Raw genomic sequence first — 20,836 nt, forward strand, 5'->3', positions numbered from 1 at the left:
GGCCCAGCCAGCGCTGCAGACGTACCATCCGGTTGATGCGGTCCATGCGGGCATCAGAGAGGTTCTGTACTCCATGATCGAGGGACGAGGTCCAGATACAGGCCGCTGAGAAACCGGAAAGGTCCGTTTCGGCAACGGGTTTGCCGGAGGTGGCTATAATATTAATTTCCTCAGTCGTCAGCGCGCGGTTAAATACGACTATATCGTCATAGATAAAATTAGAAATATTATCTTCAGCATACATACCGCGCTTTAGATCACCACAGGTATTAAATGCCCAAGTAAAACCGTCTGCTGTCGTAATATCACCAAGACTGAAAGCATCAAGGGTGACAGTTGGAACAGAGACAGAATTGCCATTTTCTATAGTATACCAATAAGCCTGACGAGCTCCAGCATCCCAAGAAAGTGCAACATAGTACCAGCTTTTTATTGGTAAATGTTTATACCACCAATTTCCCGTATTTTTTCCATTACTATCGTCTATGGTATAAGCTAATACTTCTTGCATGCCACTGTCATTACCATGCGTGCATAAATAAAACCCAGAGGAATGAGATGTATTGTTCGCATCACCAGCGTTACTAAAAATTGCTATGCGGTTTTTAGTGTAGGTGTTCCTATAAAACCAAAACCCGAGAGTAAAAGATTTATCTCCTTTCATCGCCTGAGCAATTCTTCCTTCTGGCTGGAAATAGAAATAGCTGTCGCTAGAACCGGTTGTCTGAATCCCCTGACCAAACTTACCATTAACATAGGTGGTATTTGAGAATATCAGCTCTGATGGTTCAGGCACAGCCAGCTTAACAGCAGGCGCTTTACCAGCATTAATAAAAGCCGCGCCGTATTGGCAACTACTCTCACTTTCATCAATAGGATAGTAATATGCATACGGTATACTCAATCCTGAATTTATATCTGACAAAGGAGATCCAGCATTAAATACCATACTAAAATCATCTTTACTCAGCACGCCAGAGAAAATGCCAATATCATCATATTTACAATTAACAAGTGTGGCTGGCGCTGGATGACTTTTATAATAGCTTGCATCGCCCGAGTCATTCAAAACCCATGTAAAATCTTTCGCTGTTATCATATCACCCGTCAGAGAAGAGGCATCGACTGTAATAGTGCTTACGGTATCGCTTCCGAGCTTCTGATAATATACACCTGCACTCTTGTTAACGCTGTCCCATGTGAGGCAGATTAAATACCACACATTAAAAGAGACTTCAGCAGTGGCCCCATCGCTATTTTTTTTGTCATTATCGACTCCAGCCCTGGTAGCATCAGTAATACCAAGCAAAAAATCACCGCTGTTTACACAAAAGCGTATCCCCGGGACATCACTATTCATAAGACAATTACAGATGATGGGCATCTGATTATCAGTAGGTTTAGTTGAAACATTAACCCACATAGTGATGGAAAATGATTGATCTCCTTTCATCGCGGCGGCTGGCCCAGCATCAGACAGAAAGCGGCCATAGCTGTCTTGCCGATTATAGAGAGACAATGAGGAACCAAAGCGGCCGGAAGCAAACTCCGCCCCGATAACCTCCAGGCCATTGCCACTCAGGCTGGATACTTCTGATGAAATAACAACGCTGCTTCCCCCCGCATTCCCCGCCACCAGCTCCTCTACCTGCGGCACGGTGAGCCCTAGCTGGTGTGTGAAGGTATCGAGATCTGCAAACGGGATATAGTCCGCCGTTTCCACGCCGAGGTTCGTTTTATAAAATGCCGTCAGGTCAGAGCCAGTGCTGTTATCTGCTTCGGTCACCAGCGTCTGCTGCTCCGGGGCCAGCCTGCTGGCCAGTTCGGCGCTGCTTGCGCTGCGTGCGCCTTGCCATGAATCATTCAGGAACCACGGCCAGTCGGTAGCGGTCTCGCTGATAATCTCCTCCAGCGGCACGCTGGCATTTTGTAGAGCCAGCTCCACCTGGTCGTGCGGGAAGTGGTACGGCAGCAGCGTCGGGTAGCGAGTCTCTGCCAACGTTTCATCCACGCTTTGATTGGCAGGGAGAACGGTGGCGATGCTCTCCTCAAGAATTTCGTTCACCAGCTGCAGCGCTGGGATCTGCTGATTGATAGCATCGTTGTCTATCGTCAGGGTGGCCAGGTCCGGTCGGCGCTCGGTGAGCGTAAGCACCTGATCCGCTGTGCTGCTGGCGCTGATTTCCTGCTCATAGGTCAATGCCTGCTTATAGAGCCAGGTCAGGTAGCTCACCGGGGAATCGACCGCCTCAGGCGCGCCGGACTGACAGTAGGCCTGCCAGTTTTCGGCAAACTGGTTCCGCCAGGTCGGGCCATCCTGCACCAGGCCCTGAATATTATTTGGAGAAGTGCTGTTTACCACCTGCTGACCGCTGAGCGTCTGCGGCAAACCTTGGCGAACCTGCCGGGTAAGCTGGTTTTCACGAAACAGGCGGCGGATATGCTGGGCCTGCCCCACGGCAAGGTCCCATGCCCTGCCACCGCGCAGCCCCAGCCACGAAATGTTGTCGGCGATAAACTGTTTGCGGGACATGCGGGCAACGTCAAAGACAGAGCGGTAGTTATTTTTAGCAAAGCTGCCGGGAGAGACCTTTAAAGCGGTCTCTACCTGCACAAGCGCAGGGCTAACAGAGAGAGTCATAATATAGCTCCAGTGAGTTTACTATATAGATGAGGAGGAGATGATTTTCTTGATAAGAATCACCTCATACTAATACACCGTGTTTTTTAGATATCCATCGCCTTAAACTAACGAGTTACGATCAGTTTTAACAAAATATAAAAATATGCAACTCGCGATAAGAATCGTCAAAAAAAATTCAATATAAACAATAGGGTAAGCAACAATCATTTTTTATACATTGAAATCTAAAAATAGGTTTACCGGGAAAGGAGACTAACTGGAAGGGTTAAAAATAATGAGCGCTATATAAATTAAAGATTACATGCATCCGACTCTAAAATGCACATCGTCGTATTTATTTTCATGCACTATACTCTTATTGATTTAATTATCTGAATATATAACTTTTGTTTGATAAAGAAATTTAACGTTTAGAATGAGAAGATTTTTTTAAGAAAAGGCAGGGATGCAGGATTAAACTCCGCCCAGATAGGCTTTACGAACATCGGGATCAGCCAGCAGCTGCGCGCCGCTACCGCTGAGACGGATCTCACCGTTGACCATTACATAAGCGCGGTCGGAGAGCTTCAGAGCATGATTGGCATTCTGCTCCACCAGAAACAGCGTCATTCCCCCTTGAGTCAGCTCGCGTAGGATATGGAAAATCTGCTTCACCACCAGCGGGGCGAGTCCGAGGCTGGGTTCATCCAGCAGCAGCAGTCGGGGGCGGCTCATTAGCGCCCGGGCGATGGCGAGCATCTGCTGCTCACCGCCGGAGAGAGTCATTGCTCGCTGGCTGCGCCGCTCTTTCAGTAGCGGAAAGATGTCATACATCCGGGCCTTATCCTCTTTCAGGTAGCGATCGCCGATGGGGATGGTACCCATCAGTAAGTTCTCCTCCACCGTCATGTCTGGAAAAATGCGCCGCCCTTCCGGAGCCTGAGCAATACCGTTGCTGGCAATAAAGTGGGTGGATTTACGGCTGATATCCTCTCCGCGATAGCGTATCTCTCCGCTGACGATGCGCGGCTGGCCAAAGACCGACATCAGCAGGGTCGACTTGCCCGCCCCGTTCGCACCAATCAACGAGACGGTCTCGCCCTCGTTTACCGTCAGTGACACGTTCTTCAGGGCCTGGATTGGGCCATAAAAAACGTCGACCCGGCGAAACTCAAGCAGCGGCTGGCTCATCGATCTATCGCCTCCTCGTCGGTACCGAGATAGGCAGCAATGACGTTAGCGTTGGCCTGGATTGCCTTTGGCGTGCCGCGCGCAATAACGTTGCCGTGATCGAGGACAATGACCCAGTCGGCAATCGCCATGACCATGCCCATGTCATGCTCGATCAGCAGCACCGTTACCCCATGCTGCTCGCGCAAGGTACGAACGATCCGGCTCAGGTCATGTGTCTCAACGGGGTTGAGTCCGGCAGCGGGTTCATCAAGGCAGATCATCTCCGGCCCGGTGCACATGGCGCGGGCGATCTCCAGCCGTCGCTGCTGTCCGTAGGAGAGCGTTCCGGCCAGTCGGTTGGCACACTCCACCATCTCAACCACCTCCAGCCAGTAGAAGGCCCGGTCCAGGGCCTGGCTCTCCGCCCGACGGTAGTCCGGCGTATTAAAGATCCCGGCGATAAGGTTGCGGTTGGCCTGCATGTGCTGAGCCACCAGCAGGTTCTCCACCACCGACATCTCGCGAAACAGGCGGATGTTCTGAAAGGTGCGCGCCAGCCCGGCGCGGTTAACCAGATGGGTACCGCCAAACATCTTGTACCACAGCCGGGAGCTTAAACGCCGTGGATGGAGGAAATCATCCACTCGCAGCGTCTGGCCCAGTACCTGTACGATGTCAGTGGTACGCGTTCTCGTCTCCAACAGGATCGAGCCGCCAGAGGCCTGGTAAAAGCCGGTCAGACAGTTGAACACCGTGGTTTTCCCCGCGCCGTTGGGGCCGATAAGCGCGGTGATCGACCCGCGCTCCACCTCCAGGCTGACATCGTTGAGGGCTTTGATACCGCCGAAGTGCATCATCAGATTTTCCACGCGTAGGATGGCGTCGCTCATGGCGCAACGCCCTTACGTACGACAAACCCGGCCCGGCTGGTGCGGACCAGGCCGCGCGGCCGCCAGATCATCATCAGCACCATCAGCATGCCAAATAGCAACACCCGGTACTCGGCAAAGTCCCGCAGCAGCTCCGGGGCGACGGTAAGAATAAACGCGGCCAGCACCACCCCCAGCGTCGATCCCATCCCACCCAGTACGACGATGGCGAGAATGAGCGCTGATTCAAAAAAGGTAAACGAGGTGGGATTCACAAATCCTTGATAGGTAGCGAAGAAGACGCCTGCAATCCCAGCGGTAGAGGCACCGAGCATAAACGCCGACAGCTTGACCAGGACATGATTTAAGCCGAGCGAGCGGCAGGCTACCTCATCCTCTCGCAGCGCCTCCCAGGCTCGGCCAATAGGCATAGTGGTGAGCCGGTGCTTGATAAACAGCACGAATACCACCACCAGAACCAGAACCGCGTAGATAAAGATAAACTTAAGGTTAGGGTTATAAGTAATGCCAAAAAATTCATGAAAGGGAACGCCGCCGTCTCTTGCCCGACGGCCAAACTCCAGGCCTAAAAAGGTCGGCGCAGGCACCGAGATGCCGTTTGGCCCACCGGTAAAGCTCAGCCAGTTATTGAGTACAAGACGGATAATCTCTCCGAAGCCGAGGGTGACAATCGCCAGATAGTCGCCGTGCATCCGCAGCACCGGGAAGCCCAGCAGCGCCCCGGCCAGTGCGGCAATAATCGCGCCCAGGGGAAGCATTACCCAGAAGCCCAGGCCGAGGTACTGATACCCCAGCGCCAGTCCGTAGGCACCAATGGCGTAAAACGCAACGTAGCCGAGGTCCAACAGGCCAGCCAGCCCCACCACGATGTTGAGTCCCAACCCGAGCAGGACGTAGATTAGCCCGAGGATCGCTACGGTCAGAAGGTATTTACTGGCGACGAAGGGAAAGAGCATCGCCAGCACCAGCAGCAGGGGACCAATCCAGCGCAGATGGGAGGTATGATCCGGCGAGCGGACAAACACCCCATCGTTGGCGCTCTCAAAGCGGCGGGTGAATTGTCGCCCGCGCGCCGTTTGCAGCGCCAGGCTCAGCAGAAAGCGACCGGCCATAACGATAGCGACCAGCAGCGCAACACGTCCCGGGGCCAGGTTAAAGCTGTAGCCCCTAAGCACCACCCCGATGATAGGCCCGAACACCACCAGCGCGCACAGCCCCGCAAGGAGGGTATCCCGTAGGCACTGCTTAAGAGCCAGCCGGGGCTTTAGTGTCTCATCCGTCATGCTCGCGCTCCTCATACCTTCGCCACCACCGGGCGGCCCAGCAGCCCCTGCGGACGGAAAATCAGGATGGCGACCAGCAGCGCAAAGGAGAAGACGTCCTTATAGTCAGAGTTGACCAGCCCGGCAAACTGCGCTTCGGCTACCCCCAGCAGCAGACCTCCCAGCATCGCGCCGGGCAGCGAACCGATGCCACCCAACACGGCGGCGGTAAAGGCCTTAATACCGATGATAAAACCGATATAGAAATCAAAGGTGCCATAGTTCATGGTCACCAGCACCCCGGCCAGTCCCGCCATCGCCGCGCCCATCACAAACACCAGCGAGATAACCCGATCGGTATTGATGCCGAGGATCGAGGCCATCCGCCGATCCTGCTGCGTGGCGCGGCAGATGCGTCCCAGCCGGGTAAACTGAATTATCCATGTCAGTAGCAGCATCCCTGCGAACGCCGCCAGCAGAATAAAAATTTTGGTCCAGGTGATCTGGACGATACCGTCGCCAACATCCACGCGCAGCACGCCGCTCAGCAGGGTTGGGATCCCCTGCTGGTTCGGCCCCTGGGCGATCTGGACATAGTTTTGCAGGATCAGCGACATGCCAATCGCCGAGATCAGCGGGGCGAGGCGCGTGGAGTTGCGCAGAGGCCGGTAGGCGATGCGCTCAATCGTCCAGCCGTACACGCCGGTGACCACCACGGTAAAAATCAGCGTGCCAAAGATCAGCAGCGGGAAGGAGTGCAGACCAAACCACGAGAGCAGCCCGAGACCGATGGCGCAGAGATAGGCCGAGATCATGTAAACCTCGCCGTGAGCAAAGTTAATCATCCCGATGATGCCGTACACCATCGTGTAGCCGATGGCGATCAGGCCATACACCGCTCCCAGCGTCAGGCCGTTGATAAGCTGCTGCAAGAAGAATGCATCCATAGTGAACGCCCTCGCCCCGGTAAGTGGGATTACAGCTGGTGATATTTGCCTTTGTCATCCCACTGATAGACGACGTAGTCTGAGACCTTGAGATCGCCCTTCCCATCCCAGGCTTTCGGTCCCATCACCGTGTCCACGCTGTTTGACTTCAGCCAGGCACTGGCTTTCTCATTGTCTTTGCCGACGGCGTTATAGGCGGCAGCGAGGGCCTGAATTGAGGCATAGGCGTAGAGGGTATAGCCTTCCGGCTCAAAGCCGCCGGCGCGGAATTTCTCAATTACCGCCTTCCCGGCCGGGATAGTGCGCGGATCCTTGCCAAAGGTCATCAGCACACCGTTGGTGAACTGCGGCCCGCCTGCTGCCGTCACCAACTCCTCGGTCACCACGCAGTCGCCGGAGAAGAATTTGGCCTCTACCCCCTGCTCGCGCATCTGGCGTACCAGCGGCCCGGCCTCGGGATGGCAGCCGCCGAAGTAGACCACGTCAGGCTTCAGCGCCCCGATTTTAGTGACCAGCGCGTTGAAATCTTTTTCGCCCCGGGACAGCCCCTCATAGAGCACCTCTTTAGTACCGCGCTTCTCCAGCGCCGCGCGCATCGCATCCGCCAGCCCCTGGCCGTAGGTATCTTTATCGTGGATCACGGCAACCTTTTTCGCCTTCAGCACGTCGAGAATATAGTTTGCCGCCACCACGCCCTGTTGGTCGTCGCGGCCGCACATGCGAAACATACTCTGCATGCCCCGCTCGGTAATTTGCGGATTAGTGGAGCCAGGTGTGATGGTCAGCACGCCCGCTTCGTCATAGACCTCGGACGAGGGCATGGTTGAGGAGGAGCAGAAGTGGCCCACTACGGCGGAGACCTTCTCTTCGTCTACCAGCCGGTTGGCCACCGCCACCGCTTGCTTGGGTTCACAGGCGTCGTCACCCTGCACCAGCACGATCTTCTCGCCCTTGATGCCGCCAGCAGCGTTGATATCCGCCGCCGCCTGGGTTGCCCCTTTCCAGTATTGCGCCCCATAGGTCGCGTTGGGTCCGGTGAACGGCCCGGCCACGCCGATGGTGATATCCGCCTGCGCATAAAACGCAGCACCTAAACAGCTCAGCAGAGCAAGCGGTAACGTAAGCGTTTTGATAGACATGTGTTAATCCTCAGCACGGTTCAGAACCCGACGCCAGCGGCGGCGTGGAAGAGGTCGCCATCACATGGCTGGCTGGGCTACGCGGTTTCCGGACCGTCCAGAATCTTAAACATAGCTGTGGGAAAGTGAGACTGCGCACCCCGCTTGTACAAATTTGCAGCGGAGATCACTGAGTGAAGAGATTTTGCCGCTGCGCGGAAAAAAATGAGCGCCCCGGCAGGGTTAGCCATGCCGGGGCGGGTTTAGCGGGTGTTGTTTAGCCGGTTATGACGTTTTGGCCCGGCTGGCGATAATGCTGTCCGCCACGTTACGCGGCGCTTCCGCGTAGTGGTGAAACTCCATGCTATAGGTGGCGCGCCCCTGGGACATCGAGCGCAGCGTGGTGGAGTAGCCAAACATCTCCGCCAGCGGCACGTCGGCACGGATGATCTGGCTCCCCAGCCGCTCGTCCATCCCCTGCACCATGCCGCGACGGGAGGAGAGATCCCCCATCACGTTGCCGGCATACTCTTCCGGTGTCTCTACCTCAACGTGCATGACTGGCTCGAGGATCGCCGGATCGGCGCGTCTGGCTCCCTCTTTAAAACCAAAAATCGCCGCCATGCGGAAAGCCAGCTCCGAGGAGTCGACATCGTGATAGGAGCCGAAGGTCAGCGTTGCCTTGATATCGACCACCGGATAGCCCGCCAGCACGCCGTTATTGATCGCCTCCCGCAGGCCTTTCTCCACCGACGGGATAAACTCCCGGGGTACCACCCCACCCTTGGTAGCATCCTCGAAGATAAAGCCTTTGCCCCCCTCAAGCGGCTCCAGGGTCAGCACCACGTGACCGTACTGCCCTTTACCGCCGGACTGGCGAACAAATTTGCCTTCAATATCCTTCACCGTTTTGCGTATCGTCTCCCGGTAGGTTACCTGCGGACGACCAATGTTGGCCTCCACGCCGAACTCCCGCCGCATGCGGTCGACGATGATCTCCAGATGCAGCTCGCCCATGCCGGAGATGATGGTCTGGCCCGACTCTTCATCGGTATGCAGATGGAACGAGGGATCCTCCGCCGCCAGCCTCTGCAACGCGATACCCATCTTCTCCTGATCCGCCTTGGTCTTCGGTTCAATCGCCAGGGAGATCACCGGATCGGGAAACTCCATGCGTTCAAGGGTGATCACCGCATCCGGAGCACACAGAGTGTCGCCAGTAGTGACATCTTTCAACCCGACGCAGGCGGCGATATCCCCCGCCCGCAGTTCGTCTACCTCGTGGCGATCGTTGGCGTGCATCAGCACGATACGCCCAATGCGCTCCTTCTTGCCTTTCACCGGGTTCCAGACCGCGTCGCCTTTTTTCAACACGCCGGAGTAGACACGGATAAAGGTGAGCTGGCCCACATAGGGGTCAGTCATCAGCTTAAAGGCCAGGGCGGAGAACGGCTCGCGATCGTCCGGATGGCGTTCGGCGGTCGCCCCCTTCTCATCCACGCCCTTAATAGCCGGAATATCAAGCGGGGATGGCATCAGCTCGACCACCGCGTCGAGCACGCGCTGTACCCCTTTATTTTTAAAGGCGCTACCGCAGAGCACGGGCTGGATCTCACCGGCCACGGTGCGGGCGCGCAGGCCGCTGATGATCTCCGCCTCCTCCAGATCGCCGTTTTCCAGATACTTATCCATTAGCTCTTCGCTGGCTTCCGCCGCCGCCGAGACCATCTTTTCACGCCACTCTTTCGCCGTCGCCAGCAACTCGTCCGGCACCGGCGCGTAATTGAAGGCCATCCCCTGGGTGGTGTCGTCCCAGATGATTTCACGCATCTTGATCAGATCCACCACGCCGGTGAAGTGCTCTTCCGCCCCAATAGGGATCACAATCGGCACCGGGTGCGCCTTCAGGCGGTCGATCATCATCTGCACCACGCGGAAGAAGTCCGCGCCGGGGCGGTCCATCTTGTTAACGAAAGCCAGCCGGGGAACGTGGTACTTGTTGGCCTGCCGCCAGACGGTCTCCGACTGGGGCTGTACGCCGCCTACGGAGTCATAGACCATTACCGCGCCGTCCAGCACGCGCATCGAGCGCTCCACCTCGATGGTGAAGTCAACGTGGCCGGGGGTGTCGATGATATTGATACGGTGCGGCTCATAGCCCCGGTCCATGCCGGGCCAGAAGCAGCTTACGGCGGCTGAGGTAATGGTAATTCCGCGCTCCTGCTCCTGCGCCATCCAGTCTGTCGTCGCTGCGCCATCGTGAACCTCACCCAGCTTATGGCTCATGCCGGTGTAAAACAGGATCCGTTCAGTGGTGGTGGTTTTGCCGGCATCAATGTGGGCAGAGATACCAATGTTGCGATAGCGCTTGAGGGGGATGGGTCGGGGCATGATGCGTCCTTAGTCAGTTTGACAGTTAGCGGCCAGAGCGGCCATTTGGGTTTAACGTCATCATCATAGTCCAACTGTACGAGTATATTCGAACTATTTTAGCTATAGTTGTGGATGATAATCTCGCTGCTGCTGCCGCATGGTACTCGCCGCTGGGTTTAGGTATAGTATGAGTTAGCCAGCTAGCTGGTCACTATTTGTGCTTATTGACACAGGAACACTATGATTGCCAGCCATCCCGAACGGGCAAAAATCCGCCTTGAAAATGTACTTTTTGCGCTGGGAAATCCGCTGCGCCTGGAGATAGTCAGAACCCTGGCGGATGAAGGAGAGCAGGCCTGCGGGTCGTTGCGAAAGGATGTGGCAAAATCGACCATGACCCACCATTGGCGCGTGCTGCGCGACAGCGGCGTGATCTGGCAGCGTCCGCAGGGCCGCGAAAACCTTATCTCGCTGCGCCGGGACGACCTCGATGCCCGTTTTCCTGGGCTAATGGATATCCTGCTCAACGCCATTCATGCCGAGCAGTAGTTTGACGCGACCTGATGGGGGGTCGCAAAGGGTGAGAGGCCGGCTCTCACCCGGGGGGATTACTCGTCTTTTGCTTCAACGACGGCGTGCTTCAGCTCGCCCATCGTTTTCAGCTTTTTAGAGATTTCACGACGCTCTTTTGAGATCTCGGCGTTTTTGATGATGTAGTCATCTACGCGGTCCTCGTAGTCGCTTTTCATGCTGGCGATGATGCCCTGGATCGCTTCAACGCTCATTCCCGGCTTGATGTAGTCGCTCAGGTTGTCCAGCAGCAGAACGCGTTTCTGGTTATCACGGATCTTTTTCTCAACGTCCTGAATTTCACGCTGTAATTTGTTCTTACGGCGGAACAGACGTACGAACTCCAGAACGTCCTGGAATGAAGGCTTAGTAGTTTCCATTTTTACACCCCTGCTAGTATCAGATTCGGATTCGTTAAAGCAACCGCTGTAGGGTAAACATTACTTTTAGCCGTTGCTGATGACAATGGTTTTATCCTTTCAAATATCATAACCCTAAATCAGGCTGAATCGAAACAACCTGCCAGCAATCAACAGACGGATGCGGCTTATTTGCGCAGCGCCCGACAGATAAGATGCGAGAGCAGCTCTAACTGGCGCGCCAGCTCCATGCTTAACCAAACGTAACCGTGCATCGGCGTTTCTGCCAGGGTCTCATCTTTACGCTGCTGGATCAGCTGGCGCAGCTCCGCCACAATTTCGTTAAGCCGCTCGCTGTTCGCGAGGATAGGCTGCGGATTGCCCTCGTAGAGCGCATGGGCGATGGTCAGCAGCGTCTGCTGGGTCATGGTCTGCGTCTCACGGATAGTGCGGGCGTTAAGCATCACGAAGTGGCTGGCCCGTGACGCCCAGTGAGCGTTGATCTGTAGCTCAAGCATGCACACCATATTGCGGCTCACGGTCTGAATGGCTTCGAAGATCGCTTTCTGAATGTGCGTCTCCTTGCTGGCAGGAACAATCAGGCCGCGCATCTTCACCACGTCGTTGAGGATCTTTTGCAGATGCTTCTCCAGCCTCGGTCGCTCCACCAGGTTAGGCGAAAAGCCCGCCTGGTAGACCCGGTTAAAGCTGGTGACGTAGCTCGCCATCTGGATACGCCAGTGCAGAAAAGCCCGCTGCGGCCAGATGCCGGTAAAGAGCATCGCCAGCAGCGAGCCTAAGATCACATCGCCACCGCGCCACAGTGCGGTGTGCATATCCCCCGCCGGAGCACCTACCACCACTGCAAGCGTAATACCAATCAGCAGCGCCTGGTAAGGCTTCTTGCCCAGCGCCAGCCAGCCGCAGAGGAACATGGCGACGGCGCACCAGAGCAGCATCAGCGGCAGGGAGATCAGCTCCAGCTTCAGGGCGATCAGCCCCAGCGCCGAGCCGAGGATCGTCCCACCAATGCGCTCGTAAGCGCGCGGTACCACATTCCCCCAGAAAGAGATCGGCCCCATCACCACCACCAGGGTGATCAGCGGCCAGGTCCCCTCCGGGATGTTTAGCAGGCGCACCAGCAGAAAGGTAAGGATAAACGCCAGCGCTATCCTGGCCCCGTGCACGAGGCGATAGTGACGGTACAGGCGTATTTCAAAGGGGCTAAGTGATTTGTCGGTGCGCACCACGCTCTCCGGCTAAAACGACAAAGGCGCAATTGTAGCGAATTTTCGCGCCGGGGCCTCAGCATTGTTGCTGAAAGCCCCGAGAAACTGCTTAAACATCAACCAAACCCGTTAAACAGGCCGACAGGATCAACAGTAAGCGGGTGCTTACAGCGACTTAGGCTCAACGGGAATGTGCATCTCAACGTCCCAGTAGCCGCTGCTGCTGTCCGCATTCAGATAGCGCTCAAAGCAGGGACGGGCGGCTATCTGGTAGTAGGCATCCGGGAGCAGGCTGTCGAAAAAGAGATCCCACGTCTTCTCAAACTCTTCGTTATAGACCCTGGCCCGGGCGACGGCATACTGGCCGCCGGGCAGCTCGCTCAGGATCACCCCTTCGCTGTTTTCCGGTATCGTAAAGCCTGCAGGCACCGAAATTACCGTGTCGGCGCGTAGCTTCTCCGGCGGAACCTCGTCGGGGTTATCGTAGTAGACGGCGATCCACTCCTGCGGCTGGAGATTCTTACTTTGCACCCACATGCTGAGCTGTTCAAACCCTTGCTTAACGGTCTTTTCCCACGGCCCCACCAGATGAAACCCGGCGATGGTGCGCTTATCAAGCTGTCTGATACTGTAGTCCATGCTGCCTCCGCGATTGATTGCTGTATGGAAATACACTCTCTCTTTTTAAGGGCTTACTGTCACCCCTTGACTGCTTAGTATGCGAGCAGACTCGCAGAGTTGCCAGCCTGCCCACTTCTCTTACAGCGCGTGGTGCAGGTAGTCACTCATTCGGGAAAATACGCCGCCTTTTTCCACCGCTTCCAGAGTCACCAGCGGTGAGCGGGCAATCAGCTTGTCTTTATCGTACAGCTCCACTTCGCCAACCTGCTGATTCGCGGGCAGCGGCGCTTCCAGCTCTTTACTGGTCAGCACGTACTTAGCTTTGATATGGTCCAGATCTGCTTTAGGCAGCGCCAGCCAGAAGTCACGATCCGTGCCCAGCGACACCTTCTCTTTATCGCCGTACCAGATGCGCTCGTTACCCACCTGCTTACCCTTATGCAGGATCTGCACGGTATCGAAGTTATCATCACCCCAGTGCAGCAGCTTACGCGCCTGCTCCTCACGCCCTTTGGGGCTTTCCCCACCCATGATGACGGCAATCAGCCGCCGCTGGCCGTTAACGCTGGAGGCGATAAGGTTAAAGCCCGCTCCGGAGGTGTGGCCAGTTTTCAGGCCATCAACGTTGAGCGACTTATCCCACAGCAGGCCGTTACGGTTCTGCTGAGTGATACCGTTCCAGGTAAGGCTCTTCTCGCTGTACATATGGTAGAACTCAGGTTCACCGTGGATGATGGCCCGAGAGAGCACGGCCAGATCGTAGGCCGAGCTGTGCTGGCCCGGCGCATCCAGACCGTGGACGGTCTCAAAGTGGGTATCGCGCAGGTTGAGCTTCTGCGCATAGCTGTTCATCATCTTCACAAACTGCGGCTGGCCCCCCGCGACATAGTCCGCCAGCGCCACGCAGGCGTCGTTGCCGGAGTCAACGATGAGACCCCGGCTCAAATCACGCACCGAGATGCGATCCCCAGGCTTGATAAACATCAGCGAGGAGCCATCAAATACCGGATTTCCCTTCGCCCAGGCGTCTTTACCAACGGTAACAATATCGTCCGGCGTAATGCGTTTGCTATCAATAGCGCGGTCAACCACGTAGCCGGTCATTAGCTTGGTCAGGCTGGCCGGGTTACGCTGCTGATGTTCATTGCCTGCGGTCAATATCTGCCCCGTGGTGTAGTCCATTAATACCCAGGCTCCGGCCTGGATCTGCGGAGGCTGTACCGCGAAAGAGAGATCGGCAGCCAGCGCAGAATTCACGCAAACAGCAAGGAGGGAAGCGGCAATAAACAAACGGCGTTTCAAGAGGATATCCTTAAGGTCGTACAAAAGAGCTGACCTTTTTACGGAAAATCCTGTGTCGAATCCTGGAACAATTGCAAACAAATGTGACAACAGAAGGATGCGAAGCGGAAGCAGGCGCGCAGTTCTGGTAAAAACAGCGCTTTTATTTCTGCTTAGCGGGCGGCATGGTTTACCATAAAGAGGTCACATAACAACAGGACGATTTCAGGTGTCAGATTCCGCTGCGCAGCCAACCTTTTTATTCCACGATTACGAAACCTTCGGTACCAGCCCGTCGCTGGACCGGCCGGCGCAGTTTGCCGCCATCCGCACCGACGAGGAATTTACGCCCATCGGCGAGCCAGAGGTGTTCTACTGCCAGCCTGCCGATGACTATCTGCCGCAGCCGGGAGCCGTGATGATCACCGGTATTACGCCGCAGATCGCCCGGGAGAAAGGTGACAACGAAGCCGCTTTCGCAAAGCGTATCCATGACATCTTTACCGTGCCGGAAACCTGCGTAGTGGGCTATAACAACGTCCGCTTCGATGATGAAGTCACCCGTAACGTTTTCTACCGCAACTTCTACGATCCCTACGCATGGAGCTGGCAGCATGGTAACTCCCGCTGGGATCTGCTGGATGTGATGCGCGCCTGCTACGCCCTGCGCCCGGAGGGCATCAACTGGCCAGAGAACGATGACGGCCTGCCGAGTTTCCGTCTGGAGCACCTGACCAAAGCCAACGGCATCGAGCACAGCAACGCCCACGACGCGATGGCAGACGTCTACGCCACCATTGCTATGGCGCAGCTGGTAAAAGCTCGCCAGCCGAAACTGTTTAACTATCTCTATACCTACCGCAGCAAGCAGAAGCTAACCTCGCTCATCGATGTGCCACAGATGAAGCCGCTGGTACACGTCTCTGGCATGTTCGGTGCCGATCGCGGCAATACCAGCTGGGTAGCGCCCCTTGCCTGGCACCCTGAGAACCGTAACGCGGTGATTATGGTCGATTTGGCTGGGGATATGTCCCCGCTGCTGGCGCTGGATGCCGATGCGCTACGCGAGCGTCTCTACACGGCGAAGGCGGATCTGGGCGATGCCTCCGCCGTACCGGTAAAGCTGGTGCATCTCAACAAGTGCCCGGTGCTAGCGCAGGCGAATACGCTACGCCCGGAGGATGCCGATCGGCTGGGCATCAACCGCCAGGCCTGCCTGGCAAACCTGCAGATTCTGCGCGATAACCCACAGGTCCGTGAGAAGGTGCTGGCTATCTTCGCCGAGGCCGAGCCGTTTGTGCCGTCTGATAACGTTGACGCCCAGCTCTATAACGGCTTCTTCAGCGATGCCGATCGCGCGGCGATGAAAATCGTGCTGGCGACCGATCCGCAAAACCTGCCGGCGCTGGATATCACCTTCGCCGACAAGCGCATTGAGCAGCTGCTGTTTAACTACCGGGCGCGTAACTTCCCCGGCACGCTGGATGAGAACGAGCAGCAGCGCTGGCTCCAGCATCGCCGTAACGTCTTTACGCCGGAGTTCTTGCAGGCCTGGGCGGAGGAGCTGGAGGCGCTTTACCAGCAGCACGCTGGCGATAGCGAAAAGCTGGCCCTGATTAAAGCCCTGTATCAGTACGCGCAAGAGATAGTGTAAATAAAAAAAGCCAGCTTCTCAGCTGGCTTTTCTGTTTACGGCTTAACGCTATTACGCCACGTCTTCGTACTGTGGAACCGGGTTACGGAAGCTTTTGGTCACGCAGGCCAGGTAGACCAGACCAATACCGCCCCAGATCAGGCCCAGAATCATTGAGCTCTCTTCCAGGTTCAGCCACAGCGCGCCCACGGTCAGAGCACCGCACAGCGGCAGGATCAGGAACTGGAAGTGATCCTTCAGGGTCTTGTTACGCTTCTCACGGATCCAGAACTGCGAGATCACCGACAGGTTAACAAAGGTAAAGGCTACCAGCGCACCGAAGTTAATCAGCGCCGTCGCGGTCACCAGGTCAAAGTTAATCGCCAGCAGAGCAATTGCGCCAACCAGCAGCACGTTCCACGCCGGAGTGCGCCATTTCGGGTGCACATAGCCAAAGAAGCGGCTCGGGAATACGCCGTCACGGCCCATCACGTACATCAGGCGAGAGACGCCCGCGTGCGCCGCCATACCGGAGGCCAGTACGGTGATGGTCGAGAAGATCAGCACGCCAAACTGGAAGGTTTTACCCGCCACGTAGAGCATAATTTCCGGCTGAGACGCATCAGGATCTTTGAAGCGGCTGATGTCCGGGAAATAGAGCTGCAGGAAGTAGGAGGCAAAGATAAATACCAGCCCACCAATCAGCGCCGTCAGGAAGATCGCTTTCGGGATCACGCGCTCGGCGTCCTTGGTCTCTTCAGACAGCGAAGAGATGCCGTCGAAGCCGAGGAACGAGAAGCACAGAATGGTCGCCCCGGTGATCATCGGTACCACGTGTGCACCTTCAGACCAGAACGGACGGGTGCTGGTCAGCGTACCCGCGCCTTCACCGTGCGCCACACCGTAGATAATCAGACCGACGATAGCCGCCACAATACCCATCTGCAAAATAACGATCAGGGTGTTGAAGTTGGCAACGGATTTAATGCTGCGCAGGTTCGAGATGGTCATAAAGGCCACCAGCGCCACCACAAAAATCCACGACGGCACGCTGGGCACCAGCGCTTCGAAGTAGATTTTAGCCAGCAGAATGTTGATCATCGGCATGAACAGGTAGTCCAGCAGCGACGACCAGCCCACCATAAAGCCAACGGCCGGGCTAATGGATTTCTGGGCATAGGTATAGGCTGAGCCAGCGGACGGGAAACGACGCACCAGTTTACCGTAGCTCAGCGCAGTAAAGAGAATAGCCACCAGCGCAAACGCATACGCGGTCGCGACATGACCATCGGTCAGACCAGAGACAATGCCGAACGTATCGAACAGCGTCATCGGCTGCATATAGGCAAGACCCATCATAACAACCGGAATCAACGTAAGCGATTTACGCAGTTCCACGCGAGAGGTTTTTGGAGTAACGTTATGCGACATGGTCAGCCCCCATTACGGCGAATGCCGTCGCAATAGCAAAAAATTGCCCCATTTTGTTTCTTTCCTCAGCGACAACGACTGTCGGTTTTTAAATGTGTATCTATCCGGTACGAAGCCCGGCCTCTTGGATTTAAATGACGTTTTGATGCAAAAAAATAACCGACGCGTTTAACGTCGGTTAGTGTCATTTTTTGCAGGCGACATATTTTGCCCCAAACTGAGGCGCGATGACAAGATGGCATACCACCATCAGGCAACTCTTTTTTAACGAATGCCTGATTCACGGCCACTCACCGGATTATAAACGCCAGCGATCGCACTATTTGCTAAAATTTCCGTGCACCACCAGCCGCTTGCCAACCCTGCCGTCTGTTCATTCCAGCCTATCCACACCGGTTCGGCAGACATTTGCGCGACCACTCGCTTCTCTATCAGCGCACCGCTATTTAAAAATAGCTGTGCCAGATAGCGTGGCAGATAGCCACAGCCCAGGCCACCAATGAGCAAATCCAGTTTAGCCTTAAAATCAAAAACGGTGATCGCCTCCTGATCCTCCAGCAGCAGCTGGGAGCGCGAGCAGCCTGGCCTGGACTCACCTACAACGATAGCGCGGTGACGTTTGATCTCCCGTCGGGGCAGCGGCTCCACCGCCTGAGCGAGCGGATGGTGCGGGGCAACGGCAAAGACCTGTTCCAGGCTACCCAGCCTGGCAAAGCCAAATCCACTCAGTGATGGGGGGTCATGCAACGCCCCAACGATAATATCAGCCCGCCCCTGAATTAGCGCCTCCCACGATCCCGACAGCACGCCATTGATAAACGCCAGCCGGGTTACGCTGTGCTGCTGGTAAAACGCGTCGATAAGCGGTAGCAGCAGTGAGAAGGGAAAGGTGTCATCCACACCAATAGTCAGATGGTTCTCCCAGCCCTCATTGAGCTTAATAGCCTGCTTCTCCAGCTCGCGCACCGTATGTAATACCTCCCTCCCCTTATCCAGCAGCATCTGGCCGGTGCGGGTAAACCTGGCCCGATGGCCGCTGCGGTCGAGGAGCTGGATATTAAGATCGCTCTCGAGCTTATGCACGGTGTAGCTGAGCGCGGAGGGGGTTTTATAGAGCTTCGCCGAGGCCGCAGCAAAGCTGCCCTCTTTCTCGAGGGCATCAAGGATAACGAGAACATCCAGCAATGGTTTCATGTTCGCCCCAAAGGGTATGCGACCAGTCCCCAGGCTGCTGCCCCTACTCCATCGGCATGATCAGCGGATCGGGATACTGATATTCGAACCCTAGTTCATTAGTGATGCGGCTCCCGTCAACGCGCTTGCCTTTGCTGCCGGCACCGCTATCGGTAAACTGCGGCGGCTCCAGCCCCAGCTGGCGTGCCATCACCGGATAAAATTCGGATCGCGCAGGGTGCCCCGGCGCGCAGAGATTGTAGGTGTGCCCCCCCTTCGGGGCCTGTAATAACAGCGTAATCGCGGCGATAACGTCTTCCAGATGCACCAGGTTGACGCCGTGGCTGCCATCGGGCGCGGTTTTCCCGGCAAAGAAGCGGCCCGGATGACGGCCCGGCCCTACCAGCCCGGCAAGGCGCAGAATATCTACCGAGGTGCCCGGCAGGTTATGCAGCCACTCCTCCAGCTCCTTTAAGGTCCGCCCGCTCTGAGTGACCGGCTGAAGCGGCGTGCTCTCTTTTACGGTGCCCTCCGCATTGCCGTATACCGAGGTCGAGCTGGTAAAGATAATCCGCGGAATAGGTCTGGCTAGCGCGCTGTCGACAATCTCCTGCACCGCCTGCAGATAGAAGGTGTCCCCGCTACCGCTACGCCGGGCGGGCAGCGTGACTACTAGCGCATCCACGTTCATCAAGGCCTCCAGATCGTCAGCGTCACACATCAGCTCCGGTTCGAGCTTCAATGGGTAGCTCTCAATGCCGCACATGCGCGCCGCCTCGACGCCGTCCTGGGTGGTTTTGCTGCCGGTCACCTGCCAACCCTTTGACTGCAACGAGAGAGCCAGCGGCATCCCCAGCCAGCCTAAACCGACAATCGCGACTTTTTTCATCCTTAATTCTCCCGTCTTTCATACGTTAGGATTAAGGCTACGCCAGGCAAGCGAAACTGACAATTATGGAAGCAAGATGAAATGATTTAATGATGAAAAAAAGCCCTTGCTTTCAGCGGGCAAAGTGGTTTAGGTTAATTGACAAGACATGAATAAGCATTCATCGAGAATTTTATGACACGCGTTCAATTTAAACACCACCATCATCACCATCATCCTGACTAGTCTTTCAGGCGATGTGTGCTGGAAGACGTTTGGATCTTCCAGTGGTGCATGAACGCATGAAAAAGCCCCCGGAAGATCCACTTCCGGGGGCTTTTTTTTGAACCTAATTCAGGCAGGATAAGAGGATAAGCAGAATGTTAGATAACTCCCGTTTACGCATAGCTATGCAGAAATCTGGCCGTTTAAGCGATGATTCACGCGAACTGCTGGCCCGCTGCGGCATTAAAATCAATCTGCACACGCAGCGCCTGATTGCGCTGGCAGAGAATATGCCCATCGATATTCTGCGCGTGCGTGACGACGACATTCCAGGGCTGGTCATGGACGGCGTGGTGGATCTTGGCATTATCGGCGAGAACGTGCTGGAAGAGGAGCTGCTGACCCGCCGCGCCCAGGGCGAAGATCCGCGCTACTTTACCCTGCGCCGTCTCGATTTCGGCGGCTGCCGCCTGTCGTTGGCCACTGCCGTTGACGAGCCGTGGGATGGCCCGGCGGCGCTGGACGGTAAACGCATCGCCACCTCCTATCCGCACCTGCTGAAGCGCTACCTCGATCAGAAAGGGGTCTCGTTTAAATCCTGCCTGCTGAACGGCTCTGTCGAGGTCGCCCCGCGTGCCGGTCTGGCCGACGCCATCTGTGATCTGGTCTCTACCGGAGCGACCCTTGAAGCCAACGGCCTGCGTGAGGTAGAGGTCATCTACCGCTCTAAAGCCTGCCTGATCCAGCGCGATGGCGAGATGCCTGCGGCCAAGCAGCAGCTGATCGACAAGCTTCTGACGCGTATCCAGGGCGTCATTCAGGCCCGTGAATCGAAATACATCATGATGCATGCCCCGACCGAGCGTCTGGAAGAGGTTATTGCTCTGCTGCCGGGCGCCGAGCGTCCGACCATCCTGCCGCTGGCGGGGGATCAGCAGCGCGTGGCGATGCACATGGTAAGCAGCGAGACGCTCTTCTGGGAGACCATGGAGAAGCTGAAGGCGCTGGGGGCCAGCTCCATTCTGGTGCTGCCGATTGAGAAGATGATGGAGTAATGACC

At 56.1% G+C, this 20,836-nt stretch carries 19 protein-coding genes and 1 other annotated feature; of the genes, 4 read left to right on the forward strand and 15 right to left on the reverse strand.

Going from position 1 to position 20,836, the window contains the following annotated elements:
• The 7 genes from RTM13_RS15790 to fusA form a co-directional block, all read right to left on the reverse strand.
• Nucleotides 1–2,641: Tc toxin subunit A (locus RTM13_RS15790; RefSeq protein ID WP_312213093.1), on the reverse strand; the 2,641-nt coding region annotated here is incomplete at its 3' end.
• A gap of 456 nt (nt 2,642–3,097) precedes the next feature.
• The gene (locus RTM13_RS15795) at nt 3,098–3,814 is read right to left on the reverse strand and encodes an ABC transporter ATP-binding protein (RefSeq protein WP_312213095.1); all 717 of its coding nucleotides are present in this window, start codon (nt 3,812–3,814) and stop codon (nt 3,098–3,100) included.
• Nucleotides 3,811–4,686, reverse strand: coding sequence for an ABC transporter ATP-binding protein (locus RTM13_RS15800; protein WP_312213097.1), 876 nt, complete (start codon nt 4,684–4,686; stop codon nt 3,811–3,813). The genes RTM13_RS15795 and RTM13_RS15800 overlap by 4 nt, the downstream gene beginning before the upstream one ends.
• Complete coding sequence (gene livM / locus RTM13_RS15805) at nt 4,683–5,969, reverse strand: high-affinity branched-chain amino acid ABC transporter permease LivM (protein ID WP_312213099.1); 1,287 nt, start codon at nt 5,967–5,969, stop codon at nt 4,683–4,685. Before livM ends, RTM13_RS15800 begins: the two co-directional genes overlap by 4 nt.
• An 11-nt stretch (nt 5,970–5,980) precedes the next feature.
• Nucleotides 5,981–6,895, reverse strand: a complete 915-nt coding sequence (locus RTM13_RS15810; RefSeq protein WP_312213101.1) for an ABC transporter permease subunit — start codon at nt 6,893–6,895, stop codon at nt 5,981–5,983.
• A 29-nt stretch (nt 6,896–6,924) separates the two neighbouring features.
• Complete coding sequence (locus RTM13_RS15815) at nt 6,925–8,034, reverse strand: branched-chain amino acid ABC transporter substrate-binding protein (protein WP_312213103.1); 1,110 nt, start codon at nt 8,032–8,034, stop codon at nt 6,925–6,927.
• A gap of 264 nt (nt 8,035–8,298) precedes the next feature.
• Nucleotides 8,299–10,404: an elongation factor G gene (gene fusA / locus RTM13_RS15820; RefSeq protein ID WP_312213105.1), complete on the reverse strand. Its 2,106-nt coding sequence runs from the start codon at nt 10,402–10,404 to the stop codon at nt 8,299–8,301.
• A 222-nt stretch (nt 10,405–10,626) separates the two neighbouring features.
• On the opposite strand from fusA, the gene RTM13_RS15825 reads away from it, so the two are divergent.
• Entirely contained in the window at nt 10,627–10,935 is a 309-nt protein-coding gene (locus tag RTM13_RS15825; protein WP_312213107.1) for a helix-turn-helix domain-containing protein, read from the forward strand.
• A gap of 59 nt (nt 10,936–10,994) precedes the next feature.
• On the opposite strand, the gene RTM13_RS15830 is transcribed toward RTM13_RS15825, so the two are convergent.
• The 4 genes from RTM13_RS15830 to dacD all read right to left on the reverse strand — a co-directional run bounded on the left by RTM13_RS15830 (nt 10,995) and on the right by dacD (nt 14,473).
• Entirely contained in the window at nt 10,995–11,336 is a 342-nt protein-coding gene (locus tag RTM13_RS15830) for a DUF496 family protein (protein WP_103819187.1), read from the reverse strand.
• A gap of 167 nt (nt 11,337–11,503) precedes the next feature.
• Entirely contained in the window at nt 11,504–12,562 is a 1,059-nt protein-coding gene (locus tag RTM13_RS15835) for an FUSC family protein (RefSeq protein WP_312213110.1), read from the reverse strand.
• Between the two features lie 147 nt (nt 12,563–12,709).
• On the reverse strand, nt 12,710–13,183 hold the full coding sequence (sbmC, locus tag RTM13_RS15840; RefSeq protein ID WP_312213112.1) for a DNA gyrase inhibitor SbmC: 474 nt from the start codon (nt 13,181–13,183) through the stop codon (nt 12,710–12,712).
• Nucleotides 13,184–13,303: 120 nt separating this feature from the next.
• Nucleotides 13,304–14,473: a serine-type D-Ala-D-Ala carboxypeptidase DacD gene (gene dacD, locus RTM13_RS15845; RefSeq protein ID WP_312213334.1), complete on the reverse strand. Its 1,170-nt coding sequence runs from the start codon at nt 14,471–14,473 to the stop codon at nt 13,304–13,306.
• 202 nt (nt 14,474–14,675) lie between these two features.
• Here dacD and sbcB point away from each other — a divergent pair, with 202 nt between their 5' ends.
• Nucleotides 14,676–16,100, forward strand: a complete 1,425-nt coding sequence (sbcB, locus tag RTM13_RS15850) for an exodeoxyribonuclease I (RefSeq protein ID WP_312213113.1) — start codon at nt 14,676–14,678, stop codon at nt 16,098–16,100.
• A 51-nt stretch (nt 16,101–16,151) separates the two neighbouring features.
• Here sbcB and RTM13_RS15855 read toward each other — a convergent pair whose 3' ends face one another.
• From RTM13_RS15855 to RTM13_RS15865, 4 genes are all read right to left on the reverse strand, one after another.
• Nucleotides 16,152–17,510, reverse strand: coding sequence for an APC family permease (locus RTM13_RS15855; protein WP_312213115.1), 1,359 nt, complete (start codon nt 17,508–17,510; stop codon nt 16,152–16,154).
• On the reverse strand, nt 17,500–17,562 hold the full coding sequence (gene yoeI / locus RTM13_RS20240) for a membrane protein YoeI (RefSeq protein ID WP_103819469.1): 63 nt from the start codon (nt 17,560–17,562) through the stop codon (nt 17,500–17,502). The genes RTM13_RS15855 and yoeI overlap by 11 nt, the downstream gene beginning before the upstream one ends.
• 212 nt (nt 17,563–17,774) lie before the next feature.
• Nucleotides 17,775–18,704: a LysR substrate-binding domain-containing protein gene (locus RTM13_RS15860; RefSeq protein ID WP_312213117.1), complete on the reverse strand. Its 930-nt coding sequence runs from the start codon at nt 18,702–18,704 to the stop codon at nt 17,775–17,777.
• A gap of 43 nt (nt 18,705–18,747) precedes the next feature.
• Nucleotides 18,748–19,572 carry an SDR family oxidoreductase gene (locus RTM13_RS15865; RefSeq protein WP_312213118.1) on the reverse strand — a complete coding sequence of 275 codons (825 nt, stop codon included), beginning with the start codon at nt 19,570–19,572 and terminating at the stop codon, nt 18,748–18,750.
• A 174-nt stretch (nt 19,573–19,746) separates the two neighbouring features.
• Between RTM13_RS15865 and hisL the strand changes: the two genes are divergently transcribed.
• Both hisL and hisG read left to right on the forward strand, forming a co-directional pair.
• Nucleotides 19,747–19,797, forward strand: a complete 51-nt coding sequence (gene hisL, locus RTM13_RS15870) for a his operon leader peptide (protein ID WP_001364200.1) — start codon at nt 19,747–19,749, stop codon at nt 19,795–19,797.
• Nucleotides 19,773–19,896 (forward strand) — a sequence feature (His leader region). Its footprint overlaps the gene before it by 25 nt.
• Nucleotides 19,897–19,931: 35 nt before the next feature.
• Complete coding sequence (gene hisG, locus RTM13_RS15875) at nt 19,932–20,831, forward strand: ATP phosphoribosyltransferase (protein ID WP_103819178.1); 900 nt, start codon at nt 19,932–19,934, stop codon at nt 20,829–20,831.
• Nucleotides 20,832–20,836: the final 5 nt, after the last annotated feature.

This window comes from Pseudescherichia sp. (assembly GCF_031979925.1).
In the GTDB taxonomy this organism is placed as follows: Bacteria; Pseudomonadota; Gammaproteobacteria; order Enterobacterales; family Enterobacteriaceae; genus Pseudescherichia.